This is a genomic window from Paraburkholderia sp. GW821-FHT02A12 (assembly GCF_059422005.1).
This window is the reverse complement of the sequence record NZ_JBWKWA010000002.1, coordinates 831,581-845,752: the sequence shown is the minus strand read 5'-3', so window position 1 is coordinate 845,752 and position 14,172 is coordinate 831,581. Positions and strand designations below refer to the sequence as shown.

Here is a 14,172-nt window from a genome sequence, read left to right as displayed (position 1 = left end):
CAGTTCGAGCGGTATGCGCGAAATACGGTCGCGAAATCGGCTGACTGTAACGAGTGCGATCCCGCATGCGACGGACTGCATTTGACGCCGCGGCGATGTTGCCGTTCACAATGCATCACGCTACACCACCCGAAACAGGCGGCGCAGCGATGAAGCGGAAAAAGGGCGGAATGACTGCCGCGTCAGCCGCGGATCAGAACCGGTGAACGATGCCCACACCGAACGCAAACTGGCTGGCCGACGACGATGGCGCCGTATTGAAGCCGTCGCCGATCGTCGCCGTCGCATTGATGATTTGCCCGGCGCCGTTCGTTCCCAGCGTCTTGCCGTTCGCCCTCTGATAAGCCTCCAGCGCGTAAAGACCCGTGCGCTTCGACAAGGAGTAATACTCAGAGAGATTGAACTGCTGGTACTGCGCATTACTCTGGATGCCGTTCGCACGCGTGGCGCGCGTATAGCTATAGCCCGCGCCGAAATCCCAGGTGGTAAGCGGCTTCCAGTGCAGTACGGCGCCGCCGGTATTGAAGATCGCCGTGTCGTGGAACTTGGAGCCGCTGCCCGGAAGGTACTGAACGTTCGAGTAGGTGGCCGTCACATCCCATGCGCTGTTGAAGGTATAGCCGGCACCGACCGCAAAGCGCTGCTGTGCCCGCGCGGTCTGATAGCCATTCGTCAGCGCGGATACGCCGATCTGGCTGCCGCCGTTCGTGGTCGTCGAATCCGCACCCCACGCGCCGCCGCCCGCCGTCGAGTTGTTGATCCGCGAGAAGCCGACTGCAAAGCCGACCGGACCCATCGCATACTGCACAGCCGTCGACCATGTCGAACCCTGGTTCACGCTGCCCGCGACACCGCCCAACGAATACGAGCCGCTGACCGTCAGGCCATAGAGCTTCGGCGACGTATATTCCAGCGTGTTGTTCGCCCGGTAGATGGTGTCGAGGCCGTCGATATCGCCAGGATGCGCGCCGTAAAAGCCCGTGATCCACGTCGTCGGGCTATAGGGCGACAGCATCTGGTAATACGACGCGTATTGCCGGCCCGCGGTGAATGTCCCGTACGCCGGGTTAGTCACGCCGACCCACGCCTGGCGACCAAACATCGCGTTGGCGTACTGCTGGGCGCCTGTTGCCGAATTGAGGCCCGACTCGAGCTGGAAAGTCGCTTTCGTGTTGCCGCCCAGATCTTCGCCCCCTTTCAAGCCGAAACGGCTGCCCGCCCACACGCCCGGCGTCATCTTGACGACCGATTTTCCTCCGCTCGTGGAACCGAGGCTCGTCGAACTGTTTTGATAGCCGATGCCGTTATCGACAATGCCGTACAACGTGACGCTGCTCTGAGCGAAAGCGGGCACCGAGGCCGCCATCGCGACCCCACACAGCACGGCCTCTACTCGCTTGGTCCTTTTATCCATTCTCCAGATCTCCAGTCTTCTACGTGTCGTCGAAATTCTTTATTCAGCTGTGTTGCGAAACGCGCATCGCGTTCTCGGTACTATTCCCCCCGAGGCTGCAGCATTCGCTTCACCGTCAAGGCGAGCGGAACGGTGAAGAAGAAGTGGGACATGAAGCCGCCGATGATCACGGCCGGATCGTAATAATTGGGGTGATTGTCGGAGGCGATCATGATCGCCACATGCATCACGATCCACGCCAGCACCGCGTAAAACAACGCCACAAACGTCGCTTCGTAGCCGCGTCGGCGAAAGTAAGGCCAGATCGTCGCAAACAGAACGCCCCACGCAATCGCGAACACGAAGTGAATGCCCGTGCCGACCACATAAGCCCAGATACCGATCGACTCCTGCACCTGCTTGCCGAACACCAGACCCGTCGCATTGCGCGGAATACCCACCAACGGCATCAGATGCTGCGCCCCGACCCAGATCAGGGCTTCGTAAATCCAGATGATCACGGCGCCGACCAGCCCGCCGATCACCCCCGCACGGATCACCGCGTTGCGGCTCGGCCAGTCCGACACGCTGGACGCCGTAGGTTTGTTGAGCTCAGTTCCGCTCACGCTGAAATTGCCACCCATGTCTGCTCTCCTTGAAACGCGTCATATGACGGGCGTCGTGACGCCGACAGTCCCCGTCTCCTGCCATAAGACTGCTGCTGCAGAGCCGCTCAGGCATCGGCCACGGGACTGGTAATGAAGCGCAGCGCAAGCCGATTCATGACGATGGCCACGGCCGCGATGACGGCAGGCACGGCGAGCACGGAGAAGACCGTCGCGAAACTGAAGCCCAGCGACAGCAACGCGCCGCCGACTAGCGAACCCAGAATGCCGCCGAGCCGGCCAAACCCGAGCATCCAGCTCACACCGGTTGCACGGGCGCGGGTCGGATAACAGGTCGGCGCGAGTGCATTGAGTCCGGTCTGCGCGCCGCTCATGAAGAACCCGGCACACGTGACGAGAACCGGAAGCAGGTTCGACTTGAGCGTCCCCATGCCCAGCGCAAAGATGAACATGCCGCCAAGCAGATACGCCGCGCCGATCACCGCGTTGCGATCCATCCGGTCCATCGCAAAGCCGACGGCAACTGCTCCCACCGTCCCGCCCAGCTGGAACATCCCGGTAATCGCGGCGGCGCGTTCGACCGGCAAGCCCGCGTCCTTGATCAGCGTGGGCAGCCAGCCGGTCAGCAGATAGATGATCAGAAGGCCCATGAAGTACGTGAGCCACAGCATCAGCGTGCTGAGCGCGTATCCGTCCGCGAACAGCATCCGCACAGGCGCCTTCGCGGCGATCACAGGCTCGGGTGCGGTGAATCGCGTGTCGTGCCCAAAGGCGTATCCGCATACCCGTCCCAGCGTGGCCGCGATGCGTTCGGCCGCCATCTTGCGCACCAGCATCAGACGCGCGGACTCAGGCAACAGCCACAGCAGCAACGGAACGCTCAGGATCGGCAGGATGCCGCCGAACATGAACACCGCGCGCCAGCCGAAGTGCGGGATCAGCGAAGCCGCCACGAAACCGCCGGCGCCCGAACCGAAATTGAAACCGGTGAACATGATGGTGAGCAGCAGGGAGCGGCTGCGCGACGGGACGTACTCGGACAGAAGCGTCGTCGAGTTCGGCATTGCGGCGCCCAATCCAAGTCCCGTCAGGAAGCGCAGTGCGACGAGCTGGATGGGTGACTCGGCATAGGCGCAGATCAGGCTGAAGAGGCCAAAGCAGAACACGGAAGCGATCAGCACCTTCTTTCGTCCGATGCGGTCGGCGATCGGCCCGGCGGCCAGCGCGCCGATCGCCAGTCCGACCATGGCGGCGCTCATGACAGGACCGAAGGCGGCCCGGCTGACGTTCCAGTCGTGCATGATGACAGGCGCCACAAAACCCATCACGGCCGTGTCCAGCCCATCCATCATCACGATCAGAAAACATAGAACGAGGACGAGCCACTGGTACGCCGACATCTTTCGTGCGTCGATGAACGCCTTGATGTCGACTGAGTCTGCAGATTTCATGCGTGTCTCCGGAGAAAATAGTTTCCCGCCCCGGATTTCTGTCGAATCCAGGGTCTTATTGGTATCGAAAGGTATCGAAATAAAAAGAGCCGCCAAACGGATGCGGAACAGGGAACGAGCGCGGTCAGACCGCTTCGGGCACCCTGCGCGTCTTCAGGAACGCTTCGAGCGTTTCGCCTCGCATGCTCGCGTACATCCCCAGGTTGGTGATCTTCACCACCCGCGCAAATTTCTCGAGGACGAAGAAGCACACGCCATAGCGAATCAGGCCAATCCAGTCCGTGTTGTCGACGAGCGCGCGTTCCTCTGCCGTCAGACCGGCAGCGTCGTACGCGGCTGCGCGGTTTTCCAGCCAGAGCGTGCGAGCCTGCGATTCGCGCATCTGCCAGAAGAAACGGTTCAGACGCATCGCCTTCATGCTCTGGCGAATATCGAACGGATAAGTGCCCGTCAATGCCTCGATGCCGACCAGTTGCGGATTCATTGCGCCACCTCGTCTTCGTAGATCGTCACCGCCATCGCGGTACTCGTCGCAAGGTAGTAGTTGCGATGCAGTTCGCGGACCTTCGGCCCCAGCGCACCGCGCATCGCCAGCCACATGATCGTCTCGACGCTCTCGGCGCCGCCGAGCCGCACGTAGTCGACATGCTTCATCGCCGCAAGACGCTGCGGCTCATGGACGATCAGATCGAGGAACTCCATGTCCCATTCGGTATTGTTGAAGCCGCTTCGCTCTCCGTGGACCTGGTGAGAGAGGCCGCCTGTGCCGACCACCACGACGTCCAGATCCTGCTCGAACAACTCGATCGCGCGGCGCAGCGCCTGACCGAGTCGGTAGCAGCGGTTCGCCGTGGGCAGCGGATACTGCAGCACGTTGACTTCCATCGGCACGAGCGACACCGGCCAGCCGCCATCATGCGGCAGCATCAGCGACAGCGGCGAGTTGCAGCCGTGGTCGAGAGGACGGTCCTGGAAGATCGTGAGGTCGAACTCGTCGGCGACGAGCTGCTCCGCAATGTGGATAGCAAGATCGGGATGCCCGGCGATGTCCGGCAGCGGACGCTTGCCCGCCCCCTCGTCCGCGAACTCGTGATTGGCGGAAACACCCAGCGCGAACGTCGGATAGCAATCGAAGAAGAAGCTGTTGGCATGATCGTTATAGAACATCACCATCACGTCCGGCTTACGCTCGGCGAGCCACCTGGCGACCGGCTCGTAGCCGATAAAGAGCGGCGCCCATGCAGGATCGTTCTGCTTGCCCTTGTCGTACGCCATGCCGATCGTCGGCACGTGCGACGTGCCGATCCCACCAATGATTCTTGCCATATCCCGTTGTCTTCCGTTACTTCATGCTGAACGCCAATCGGATAGGTCGCCGCCACCGGGGAGGTAGCCATCGCAACCATCTTGGGATACAAAGATATAAATTGCATGGGTTTCCGGGAAGTGCGGGTAAACCACATGGGGTCGCGAGAAATTGCTTGCAAGGTGCCTGACTGCTGCCGCCCAGACGCTCCAGCGGCCGCTGCGAGCCCCATCGCATCAAGCACACCCGGTATCCCGAGCATGCGTGCCGCCTTCGATTCCACTCAATCGCTCATTGATATGCCATAAACAAAACAGATGGCGCTGAAACGAAGTCGCAAGCCGGTTTGCAAGCGTGGTGCGACGGTTGGCGCATCGTTATACTGGATGGCGTCGAATGAGTACATACCCATGAACGAGACCACCCAGCAGGCGATTGTTCAGACGTTACGCGAGAAGATTCTTGCGGGCGAACTGTCACCCGGACAGCGCCTGGTGGAAGCGCAGCTCGCACAATGGCTCGGCGTGTCGCGCACGCCGTTGCGCTATGCGTTGAGCGTGCTGTCCGCGGAAGGGCTGCTCGACAGATCGGGCGGGCGCGGCTATGTCGTGCGGCGCTTCAGCGTCAGGGATGTGCTCAACGCGATCGACGTGCGCGGCGTGCTCGAAGGACTCGCCGCCCGTTCGGTCGCAGAAGGCGGGGTGGGTGCGGCGTTGGCGGCTTCCCTCGAGGATTGCCTGCGGGCAGGCGACGATATCTTCAACGCGGGGCATCTGAAGAAAGGCGACGACGTGCGATACGCGGCGATGAATGGGCGCTTTCACGCGCTCATCGTCGAGGCTGCCCAGAACACGGCGGTCAGCGCCGCCTTGAGCCTGAACGACAAGATTCCATTTGTCTCCCCGTTCACGATCGCCTTCGACGAATCCGCGAGGGAACGCCAGTTCATGATGCTCATGTATGCACATCGCCAGCATCATGCGATCACCGACGCGCTGAAAAAAGGTGAAGGCGCGCGCGTGGAAGCGTTGATGAAAGAACATACGCAAATATCGAAAGAAAGCCTGAATCTGTCGCTGCCGGCGTTGCATCTGATCGCAGGCGAGGCATGACGACAGCACAGGCCACCTCTTCAACAACCGTCCGCTAGCCAGAGCGTCGCATCCGTGAGCAGCAAAGAACTTCTGAACCTGGCGCAACTGCGCGCGTTTCGACTCGTCGCCGATATGGGCAGCGCGACACGTGCGGCCGCGGCGCTGTTCCGTGCCCAGTCGGCCGTGACACGTTCCGTGCAGGAACTGGAGTCGGCACTCGGCGAGCCGCTCTTCGACCGCAGTCCCTCGGGCATGCTGCCGACAGCGGTTGGCCGCGCCGTACTTCAGCGCTGCGAGCGGATCTTCGCCGAACTGGAAGAGCTCGCGCAGTGGTGCTCCGCAAAGCAGGCGCGCCGGCGGCCGGCAGTAGAAGGCTCTCTACCGGCCTATCTGCTCAACACCCGGCGGCTCCAGTTGTTCACCGCGCTGGCGCGTCATCGGCACATGCCGAGTGCGGCGAAGACCTTCGGCATCAGTCAGCCGGCCGTGAGCACCGCGATTCGCGTGCTGGAAAGCGGCTCCGGCCTGAGTCTTTTCCATCGCAGCCCGCGCGGCATTCTGCTCACGACCGAAGGCGAAACGTTTCTGCTTCACGTGCGCCGCGCGTTGAACGAGTTACGGCATGTGCCCGACGATATCGCCGCCTTGCACGGCAAGATCCAGGGGGCGGTGACCGTCGGCGCGTTGCCGCTCGGGCGCACGCTGATCCTGCCCAGAGCGATTGCGCGGATGACCACGCAAAATCCGGGCGTGCGGGTCGTCACCGACGAGAGCGCCTACGAGGCGCTGGTTGCGGGGCTGCGAGCAGGCGATATCGATTTCATTCTTGGCGCGCTGCGCGACAATGACGCCGCCAGCGGCCTGAGGAACGAGCGCCTGATGTCGGAAGATATGGTGGTTCTGGTTCGCCGCGATCATCCGCTCACTCGCGAGCGTGATCTGACGGTCATGGACATGCGCAATGCGCAATGGATCTTGCCGCGCAGCAACGCGCCGGCTCGTGCGCTGTTCGAAGCGCAGTTCAAGCGGATGAAAGTGAAGCCGCCAATGCCGACGGTCGAGACCGCGGACCTCGCGGTGATTCGCGGCTTGCTGCTCGGCACGGACATGGTCGCCGCGCTGTCAGGCCAGCAGTTGCACTATGAGGTTCAGTCGGGTCAGCTGGAGGTGCTCGACGTCAAGCTGCACAATACCCGGCGCGACATAGGCCTGACCATGCGCGCGGCCGGCACCCCGTCGCCCGCGGCACGCGCGTTGATCGACGCGATCCGTCTGTCGGTTGTGGACGTCGCGCGTACGATCAGTCTTGCCGCCAATTAGGCGCCGCGCACGTTTCGTACATCGATACCTGTACGCCTTTGGCGGCAAGCGCCGAGCCGAGAATCCCGCCCGCCTCGCCGAACCCAACGAACGCGACCCGGTCGAGCGCGACCCGCTTCATTGCGCTCATGCCCGCTCCTGCCACACAGAGGAAGGGATGCCAACCGCCCCATCGAAGAGCCACCTTGCCGTGCGCAACAGCGCCGCGCTCAGCACCTCGGGTTGGTCCGGGTCGCCGCCGAGCGCAAGCTCCACAGTGAACTCGCCAGTCGGATGTTCGACCGACACGCGCTTTCGCGTTCCATCGCTGCCCACATCGGCGATGCCGTCACAGACCGTTCCCGGCAGCACCGCCGCGGTGGCGACGCTCACCGCGCCGAGTACGCCGATCGATGCATGGCAGCGATGCGGGATAAAGCTGCGTGTACAGATCGTTCCGCCATGGCGAGGCTCGGCGACAAGACACATCTTCGGGACCGTGCGCGCCCTCACGTCGCCGAGATTCATCATCGGTCCCACCGCGAGCCTGATCTTTTCGATGCGTGCCTTCAGAGCTTCATCCGCGTCCAGTTGCTCGCGCGTTTCGTAGCCGGTGCGCAGCAGATCGCGCGCCCGAATCAGCACGAGCGGCATGCCGTTGTCGATGCACGTCACGTCGACGCCGTCGACGGTATCTCGAAGACGGCCAGTAGGCAGCAGCGCGCCGCACGTGGAACCGGCCGTGTCCCTGAACTCGAGCGGAATCGGCGAGGCCAGACCCGGCACGCCGTCGATGCGCGCATCGCCTTCATAGGTGACGCAGCCGCCCGGCGTGCGAACGATAGCGACCGCAATCTGGCCGGTGTTCACCATGTGAATCGCGACTCGTGTGCTGTCGCCCTGCGCTTCGACGAGGCCGCGCTCGATCGCAAACGGCCCCACACCCGCGAGGATGTTGCCGCAGTTCTGACCGAAATCGACCCGCGCTTCGTTCACCACGACTTGTGCAAACAGGTAGTCGACGTCGGCGTCTTCGCGTGTGGAGGGCGAGATGATCGCCACCTTGCTCGTCAACGGATCCGCGCCGCCGATACCGTCGATCTGACGCGGGTCCGGCGAACCCATCACGGCGAGCAGAACGCGCTCGCGTTCTGCCTGATCGGCCGGCAAATCCGACGCCAGAAAATATGCGCCCTTTGACGTGCCGCCGCGCATCATCATGCACGGGATGCGCGTTTGTGTGCGACTGGACATCGCCGTGCCTCCGTCAAAGGTCCTCGGCCGAGGCGACGTAGCGCAGGCCCTTTTCCGCGAGCTTCTCGCGCATCGCGTAGTAATCCAGTCCGAGCGTGCCGCCGGCAAGCACCGAACGCGTCTTCTCTTCCTTCGCCATGCGCGCCTGCGATGCCTGCGCCACGCGCGCGACCGTGCCGAGCGGAACGACTACGACGCCATCGTCATCCGCGACGATGACATCGCCGGGATGCACGATCTGCTGCGCGCACACTACCGGGACATTGACCGAGCCGAGTGTTTCCTTGACCGTACCTTGCGCGGACACCGCCTTCGACCAGACAGGGAATTTCATTTCCTTGAGCGAGGCGACGTCACGGCAGCCTGCGTCGATGATCAAGCCACGCACGCCGCGTGCAGCAAGCGAGGTCGCGAGCAGATCGCCGAAATAACCGTCCTCGCACGGCGAAGTCGGCGCCACGACCAGAACGTCTCCCTCGCGGCATTGCTCGACGGCGACGTGCAGCATCCAGTTGTCCGAAGGCGGCACGAGCACGGTGACCGCCGAACCCGCAATTGCAGGACCCGAATAGATCGGCCTCATGTAGGAAGCGAGCAGGCCCAGGCGGCTCTGCGCCTCGTGTACGGTTGCGGCGCCCGCATGCTGCAGCACGGCCGCATCGCGCGCATCGGCGCGCTGGATATCTGTCACCACGACGCCCCGTTTCATGCCAGACCTCCGGTAACAGTCGGTGTGACACGCTGATAGCCTTCCGCATACTTGATGTCGCGCACCGCGGTGATGCCGATGTTGCGCTTGGCCTGCACGCCGCGCTGCAAAGCGACCCGCGTGTAGTACTCCCACAGGTGCTCCTGGCCCGCCATGCACTCGATCGCGCGACGCTTGATCTCCCATACCTCGGTGATATCGAGGAACGTGTTCGGCATCCATTCGCACTGCTCGGTCTGATGCGGCTCGAATGCATACACGGGCGGCGCACCGACAATCTTTTGCCCGGGGTTGTGGCCTTCAGCCTGCGCGATGATCCGCGCTTCCTGCGCGACATGCATGGCGAGCGGATGATCGAAGTTGTACGGGTCTTTCTGCGAATGGCTCAATACGAAAGCCGGCTGCAACTCGCGGTAAACATCGACAAGCCGCATCAACGCATCGTCCGATACGCGCAACGGGTAATCCCCGAGGTCGAAGAATTCGACTTCCGCGCCGAGGATATCCGCAGCCCGCTCGGCCTCTTCCCTGCGCGCCGCCTTGACCTTCTCGATCGTCATTTCGCCCTTGCGCCAAAGCTTGGCCGACTCGCCGCGCTCGCCGAACGAAAGACACACGACCTTCGCACGGTATCCATTCTGTTTGTGTAGTGCGATCGCGCCACCTGCACGCCACACGAAGTCGGCGCTGTGCGCACTGACCACCAGCATTGCCTTGTCTGCCATTTCCGACCCACCACTATTCGCTATGTGACAGGCGTCATTGTAGGATTCGAAGGAACGATGGAAGCACCTAAAGCAGCGTGCAACTCCATCTATTCTGTTTATCGGCCGCGCTGTGCAGACAGTTTTGACAGGACAAGCGCCGCCCGGCTGACAGTGCCCAAAAACCCGCCCATGTTTCCCGCCCTGTTGCGCAAAGCCGGCGTCCCCGTCCGTGCCGATGCAGCTAGTCATGAATGACCTGGATGGTATCCAGGCGTTGGTGTGAGTCGCTTATTCAGCCTGCGGTACGGCAAATTCCTGAGCCAGCTTGCGCGCCGCCTTGGCGAACATCAGGATGTCGACGCCCGTGGCAACGAATGTGCAGCCCAGTTCAAGGTAATGTCGCGCCAGCGCGGGGTCCGAGGTCAACGTGCCGGCGGCTTTGCCCGACTCGACAATAGTGCGCATGGCGGCATCGATCGCCCTCTGAACTTCCGGATGCCCAGGCTTGCCGCGATAGCCCATCGATGCCGCCAGATCGGCCGGTCCGATGAACACGCCGTCCACGCCCTCGACCGCGCAGATCGACTCGAGATTCTCCAACGCGGTCACGGTCTCCGCCTGCACGAGCACGCAGATTTCGCTGTCCGCGACCTCCAGATAATCGGTCCGCGCGCTCCAGCGCGAGGCGCGGCCCACCGCGCTGCCCACACCACGAATGCCATGCGGCGGATAGCGCACGGCGGACACGACCGCGCTCGCCTGCTCTGCGGTGTCGATCATCGGCACCAGCAGCGTGCGGGCGCCGATGTCGAGCAGGCGCTTGATCAAGGCCGGATCGCCATTGACCGGGCGCACCACGGCCTCCGCTCCGTAAGGCGCCACCGCCTGCAATTGCGCGAGGATGCTGCGCAGGTCGTTCGGCGCGTGTTCGCTGTCGATCAGAAGCCAGTCGAAACCGGCGGTCGCGCTCACTTCGGCCAGGTAAGCGTCCGCCATGGACAGCCAGAAGCCGATCCGGCGGCGCCGGGCGGCAAGAGCGGATTTGAACGGATTAAGCACTGACGTCCGCGTTGCGTTGATCATGGTTCTCGAACTCCACAGGTTTGTCTTCGAACTGGATGGGTTCCACTTTGCCAAGTAGAAACACGTAGTTGAGAATGGCGATCGCAATCAGCACCGATGAGAAAACCAGCGCGGGGATAAACGATCCCGTCGCGCCGACAATGGCGCCCGTCACCACCGGACCGACCACGCCGCCCATGTTCGACACCATGTTCTGGGTGCCCGCGACCATCGACACCATGTTCCGCGGCGCGACATCGGCAGGCAGCGCCCACACCTGAGACGCGGCGACGGTCGTGCCCGACTTGGCGATACAGAGCAGCACCACTGCCATGACCGCGGATTGCGCAAAGGCCGCGAGACCGATGCTCGATGCCATGACCAGACCGATGACGAGAAAGAGCTTGCGGGTGGCGGTGAGCGAAAGCTTGCCGGAGCTGTAGACGCGGTCGGACGCCCATCCCGCCAGCACTTCGACGAACATCGATATCACGAGCGGCAGCGATGCCATGAAGCCCATCTCCATCAGGCTCATGCCGCGCTCCTTGACCAGGTAGGTGGGCAGCCACGTGATGAAGAAGTACGAGTTGTAGTTGATCATGAAGAAGCCGATGCACATCGCCCAGATGTTTCGATGAGCGAATAATTTCTTCCAGCAGGCTTTCGGCTTGCGGGTATCGGCGTGCGACGAGCGCTGCCCGTCGCGGATATGAGCGAGTTCCACCGCGTTGACCCGCTTGTGATCGGCAGGCGAGTCCTTGAATGTGAACTGCCATACGACGCACCAGACAAGACCCAGCGAACCGGTAATCGCAAAGGTGATTTTCCAGTCGAAGGTCGCGAGCAGGTACGCGATCAACGGCAATGCAATCGCGCCACCGAGCTTCGAGCCGCTGTCGAAAATGCCCGCAACCGTCGCACGCTCCTTCTTCGGAAACCATCTGGAGGCGATACCGGCGTTGCTCGGATAAGCGCCCGCTTCGCCGATGCCGAGCGCGACACGCAGTGCGACAAGCGACTTGAGGCTGCTGGCGAGCCCGGTGGCGGCGGTCGCCAGCGACCACCAGAACACCGCGAAACCGAGCACCTTCTTCTGGCCGAACCGGTCGGCCAGCATGCCCGCCGGCAATTGAAGCAGCGCATACGACCAGAAGAACGCCGACATCACGATGCCCATTTCCATCGCGCTCAGATGAAACTCCGTCTGAATGTGCGGCGCCGCAGCGGACAGCACGGTGCGGTCGATATAGTTGATCGCGATCGCCGCCCACATGAGGCCGGCCACCAGCCAGCGCACCTTCGATCGTGACTCCCGTTGCGGGTCGCCTTGCATGTCTTGTCTCCTGTTTTGTATTGGCACTTCCGGTTGCGGATCGTGCGACGCTTCGAGGCGTCAGCTCACGATACCCATATGCCACGGTACGAACTCGTGATCTCCCAGGCCCAGCAATTCGCTCTTTGTCCGTTCGCCCGAGGCGGTGCGCAGAATGTGCTCGAAGATGTCCTGCCCCATCTCCTGCACCGAGCGCTCGCCGTCAAGGATAAGTCCGCAGTTGATATCCATGTCCTCGCCCAGCCGCCTGAACATCGGCGTATTGCTGGCGAGCTTGATGGTTGGCGCAGGCTTCGAGCCGAACATGGAGCCGCGTCCAGTCGTGAAGCAGATCAGGTTGGCGCCGCTCGCGATCTGACCGGTCACCGCAACCGGATCGTAGCCGGGCGAATCCATGAAGACGAAACCCGCGCGGTCGATCGGTTCGGCGTATTCGTAGACGGCCTGGAGCGGCGTGGTGCCGCCTTTCATCGCGGACCCCAGCGACTTTTCGAAAATATTCGCGAGGCCGCCCTGCTGGTTGCCCGGACCGACCACGCCGTTGAACTGCCCGTTGTGGCCATGCGTGTAGCGTTCCCACCAGGCGAGCCGGTCGAGCAGCTTCTGCCCGACTTCGGGCGTCACCGCGCGGCGCGTCAGCATGTATTCGACCCCGTGAATCTCCGGCGTCTCCGAGAGGATCGCGGTGCCGCCATGGCGCACCAGCAGATCCATCGCCGCACCGAGTGCGGGATTGGCCGTGATGCCGGAAAAGCCGTCAGAACCGCCGCATTCCAGACCGATCTTCAGATGGCTCGCCGATACGCGGCGCCGCTCGATGTCGTTGGCCGCCGGCAGCATCTGCTCGATGGCCGCCACGCCTGCCTCGATCGTCGCGCGGGTGCCGCCTTCGTTCTGCATCACGAGCGCGTGCATCGTCTTGCCGGTCGCGAGCCCCTGCGATTCCAGCAGGTCCGCCACCTGGTTGCGTTCGCAACCAAGGCCGACCACCAGCACGCCGGAGAGGTTCGGATGCCGCGCGTAACCGGCCAGCGTACGCCGCAAAACGTCGAAATGCTCGCTCGGCGAGGACATGCCGCAGCCGCTCGTTTGCGCGAACGCCACCACGCCGTCGACATTCGGGTAGCGTGCGAGACGCTCGGGCGTGAACCATGCGGCGATGTGCTTGATGACCGTCGCGGAGCAATTGACGGAGGCGAGGATGCCGATGAAGTTGCGCGTGGCGACGCGTCCGTCCGGACGCACGATGCCGGCGAAGGTTGCGCGATCGGCTTCGCGCACGTAGTCGACAGGGCGCACGTCCTGGCAGAAGCCCGGATCGCGCTCGAAATCGATCAGTTCGATGTTGTGAGCATGAACGTGCTCGCCCGCTTCGATATCGCGCGACGCCCGCCCAATCACCGTGTCGTACTTGCGAATGGGCTGGCCCCGCAGGATGCGGGTGACGGCGACCTTGTGACCCGGCGCGACCTGCGCCCGCATGCGGACCGTAGCGCCGTCAAACTGCAGTAACTGCCCGATAGACAGCGCCTCGCGCGCGATCAGCACGTTGTCCACCTCGTTGAGCCTGATCAGCGGGCCCGTGAAAGCCGTGTTTGCCTGCAACATCCTCTCCGTCCTCCGTGGCTGCGTGATGGACGTCCACCCGAACGTCCACCCGAACGTCCAAGCGAACGTCCAACCCGAACGTCCGCAGCCGTCACCTGCCGCTTGCCACGATACTGGCAAGCGGTGTCTCAATGTTGATGTTAGCGTGTCGATGCTACGCATGTTACCGGTTTATGTAACCGGTAACATCGCTGCTATCGTAGTATGCTTTTGCGATAATTGCCAGCCACCTTTTCAATTCGACAGAAAATTTCTTGTGAAGAAGACCCGGATAGACTTCAGCACGCCAGCAGAGCGCGCCGCCTCCCGCCGCGCCCGCAAAAGCACTGG

14 protein-coding genes are annotated in these 14,172 nt (G+C 62.7%); 2 read left to right on the top strand and 12 right to left on the bottom strand.

The window, feature by feature from the left end; all coding sequences use genetic code 11:
• Positions 1–193: 193 nt before the first annotated feature.
• The 5 genes from AC07WT_RS25140 to AC07WT_RS25120 all read right to left on the bottom strand — a co-directional run bounded on the left by AC07WT_RS25140 (position 194) and on the right by AC07WT_RS25120 (position 4,796).
• Positions 194–1,414 carry a porin gene (locus AC07WT_RS25140; RefSeq protein WP_494949017.1) on the bottom strand — a complete coding sequence of 407 codons (1,221 nt, stop codon included), beginning with the start codon at positions 1,412–1,414 and terminating at the stop codon, positions 194–196.
• 80 nt (positions 1,415–1,494) lie between these two features.
• A complete protein-coding gene (locus AC07WT_RS25135; RefSeq protein ID WP_494949016.1) occupies positions 1,495–2,037 on the bottom strand; it encodes a hypothetical protein in 543 nt (180 codons plus the stop codon).
• A gap of 89 nt (positions 2,038–2,126) precedes the next feature.
• Positions 2,127–3,470 (bottom strand): MFS transporter, encoded by a 1,344-nt coding sequence (locus AC07WT_RS25130; RefSeq protein ID WP_494949015.1) that lies wholly within the window; start codon positions 3,468–3,470, stop codon positions 2,127–2,129.
• A 124-nt stretch (positions 3,471–3,594) separates the two neighbouring features.
• Positions 3,595–3,954 carry a protocatechuate 3,4-dioxygenase gene (locus AC07WT_RS25125; RefSeq protein ID WP_494949014.1) on the bottom strand — a complete coding sequence of 120 codons (360 nt, stop codon included), beginning with the start codon at positions 3,952–3,954 and terminating at the stop codon, positions 3,595–3,597.
• On the bottom strand, positions 3,951–4,796 hold the full coding sequence (locus tag AC07WT_RS25120; RefSeq protein WP_494949013.1) for a gallate dioxygenase: 846 nt from the start codon (positions 4,794–4,796) through the stop codon (positions 3,951–3,953). Before AC07WT_RS25120 ends, AC07WT_RS25125 begins: the two co-directional genes overlap by 4 nt.
• A gap of 390 nt (positions 4,797–5,186) precedes the next feature.
• Between AC07WT_RS25120 and AC07WT_RS25115 the strand changes: the two genes are divergently transcribed.
• A complete protein-coding gene (locus AC07WT_RS25115) occupies positions 5,187–5,888 on the top strand; it encodes a GntR family transcriptional regulator (RefSeq protein ID WP_494949012.1) in 702 nt (233 codons plus the stop codon).
• Between the two features lie 54 nt (positions 5,889–5,942).
• A complete protein-coding gene (locus AC07WT_RS25110) occupies positions 5,943–7,190 on the top strand; it encodes a LysR family transcriptional regulator (protein ID WP_492594656.1) in 1,248 nt (415 codons plus the stop codon).
• On the opposite strand, the gene AC07WT_RS25105 is transcribed toward AC07WT_RS25110, so the two are convergent.
• The 7 genes from AC07WT_RS25105 to AC07WT_RS25075 all read right to left on the bottom strand — a co-directional run bounded on the left by AC07WT_RS25105 (position 7,171) and on the right by AC07WT_RS25075 (position 13,842).
• Positions 7,171–7,320, bottom strand: a complete 150-nt coding sequence (locus AC07WT_RS25105) for a hypothetical protein (RefSeq protein WP_492594655.1) — start codon at positions 7,318–7,320, stop codon at positions 7,171–7,173. The genes AC07WT_RS25110 and AC07WT_RS25105 overlap by 20 nt on opposite strands.
• Entirely contained in the window at positions 7,317–8,423 is a 1,107-nt protein-coding gene (locus AC07WT_RS25100; RefSeq protein ID WP_494949011.1) for a 4-oxalomesaconate tautomerase, read from the bottom strand. Before AC07WT_RS25100 ends, AC07WT_RS25105 begins: the two co-directional genes overlap by 4 nt.
• Positions 8,424–8,436: 13 nt before the next feature.
• Positions 8,437–9,132, bottom strand: coding sequence for a 4-carboxy-4-hydroxy-2-oxoadipate aldolase/oxaloacetate decarboxylase (locus AC07WT_RS25095; protein WP_494949010.1), 696 nt, complete (start codon positions 9,130–9,132; stop codon positions 8,437–8,439).
• A complete protein-coding gene (locus AC07WT_RS25090; protein ID WP_492594652.1) occupies positions 9,129–9,857 on the bottom strand; it encodes a PIG-L deacetylase family protein in 729 nt (242 codons plus the stop codon). Before AC07WT_RS25090 ends, AC07WT_RS25095 begins: the two co-directional genes overlap by 4 nt.
• A 270-nt stretch (positions 9,858–10,127) precedes the next feature.
• Positions 10,128–10,922: a 4-hydroxy-2-oxoheptanedioate aldolase gene (hpaI, locus tag AC07WT_RS25085; RefSeq protein ID WP_494949009.1), complete on the bottom strand. Its 795-nt coding sequence runs from the start codon at positions 10,920–10,922 to the stop codon at positions 10,128–10,130.
• A complete protein-coding gene (locus AC07WT_RS25080; RefSeq protein ID WP_494949008.1) occupies positions 10,891–12,234 on the bottom strand; it encodes an MFS transporter in 1,344 nt (447 codons plus the stop codon). Before AC07WT_RS25080 ends, hpaI begins: the two co-directional genes overlap by 32 nt.
• A gap of 60 nt (positions 12,235–12,294) precedes the next feature.
• On the bottom strand, positions 12,295–13,842 hold the full coding sequence (locus AC07WT_RS25075; protein WP_494949007.1) for a UxaA family hydrolase: 1,548 nt from the start codon (positions 13,840–13,842) through the stop codon (positions 12,295–12,297).
• Positions 13,843–14,172 lie beyond the last annotated feature (330 nt).

Excerpts from the sequence above, each read along its gene's own strand:
- AC07WT_RS25140 (WP_494949017.1), bottom strand. The coding sequence starts at position 1,414 with ATGGATAAAAGGACCAAGCGAGTAGAGGCCGTGCTGTGTGGGGTCGCG.
- AC07WT_RS25135 (WP_494949016.1), bottom strand. The coding sequence starts at position 2,037 with ATGGGTGGCAATTTCAGCGTGAGCGGAACTGAGCTCAACAAACCTACG.
- AC07WT_RS25130 (WP_494949015.1), bottom strand. The coding sequence starts at position 3,470 with ATGAAATCTGCAGACTCAGTCGACATCAAGGCGTTCATCGACGCACGA.
- AC07WT_RS25125 (WP_494949014.1), bottom strand. The coding sequence starts at position 3,954 with ATGAATCCGCAACTGGTCGGCATCGAGGCATTGACGGGCACTTATCCG.
- AC07WT_RS25120 (WP_494949013.1), bottom strand. The coding sequence starts at position 4,796 with ATGGCAAGAATCATTGGTGGGATCGGCACGTCGCACGTGCCGACGATC.
- AC07WT_RS25115 (WP_494949012.1), top strand. The coding sequence starts at position 5,187 with ATGAACGAGACCACCCAGCAGGCGATTGTTCAGACGTTACGCGAGAAG.
- AC07WT_RS25105 (WP_492594655.1), bottom strand. The coding sequence starts at position 7,320 with ATGAGCGCAATGAAGCGGGTCGCGCTCGACCGGGTCGCGTTCGTTGGG.
- AC07WT_RS25100 (WP_494949011.1), bottom strand. The coding sequence starts at position 8,423 with ATGTCCAGTCGCACACAAACGCGCATCCCGTGCATGATGATGCGCGGC.
- AC07WT_RS25095 (WP_494949010.1), bottom strand. The coding sequence starts at position 9,132 with ATGAAACGGGGCGTCGTGGTGACAGATATCCAGCGCGCCGATGCGCGC.
- AC07WT_RS25090 (WP_492594652.1), bottom strand. The coding sequence starts at position 9,857 with ATGGCAGACAAGGCAATGCTGGTGGTCAGTGCGCACAGCGCCGACTTC.
- hpaI (WP_494949009.1), bottom strand. The coding sequence starts at position 10,922 with ATGATCAACGCAACGCGGACGTCAGTGCTTAATCCGTTCAAATCCGCT.
- AC07WT_RS25080 (WP_494949008.1), bottom strand. The coding sequence starts at position 12,234 with ATGCAAGGCGACCCGCAACGGGAGTCACGATCGAAGGTGCGCTGGCTG.
- AC07WT_RS25075 (WP_494949007.1), bottom strand. The coding sequence starts at position 13,842 with ATGTTGCAGGCAAACACGGCTTTCACGGGCCCGCTGATCAGGCTCAAC.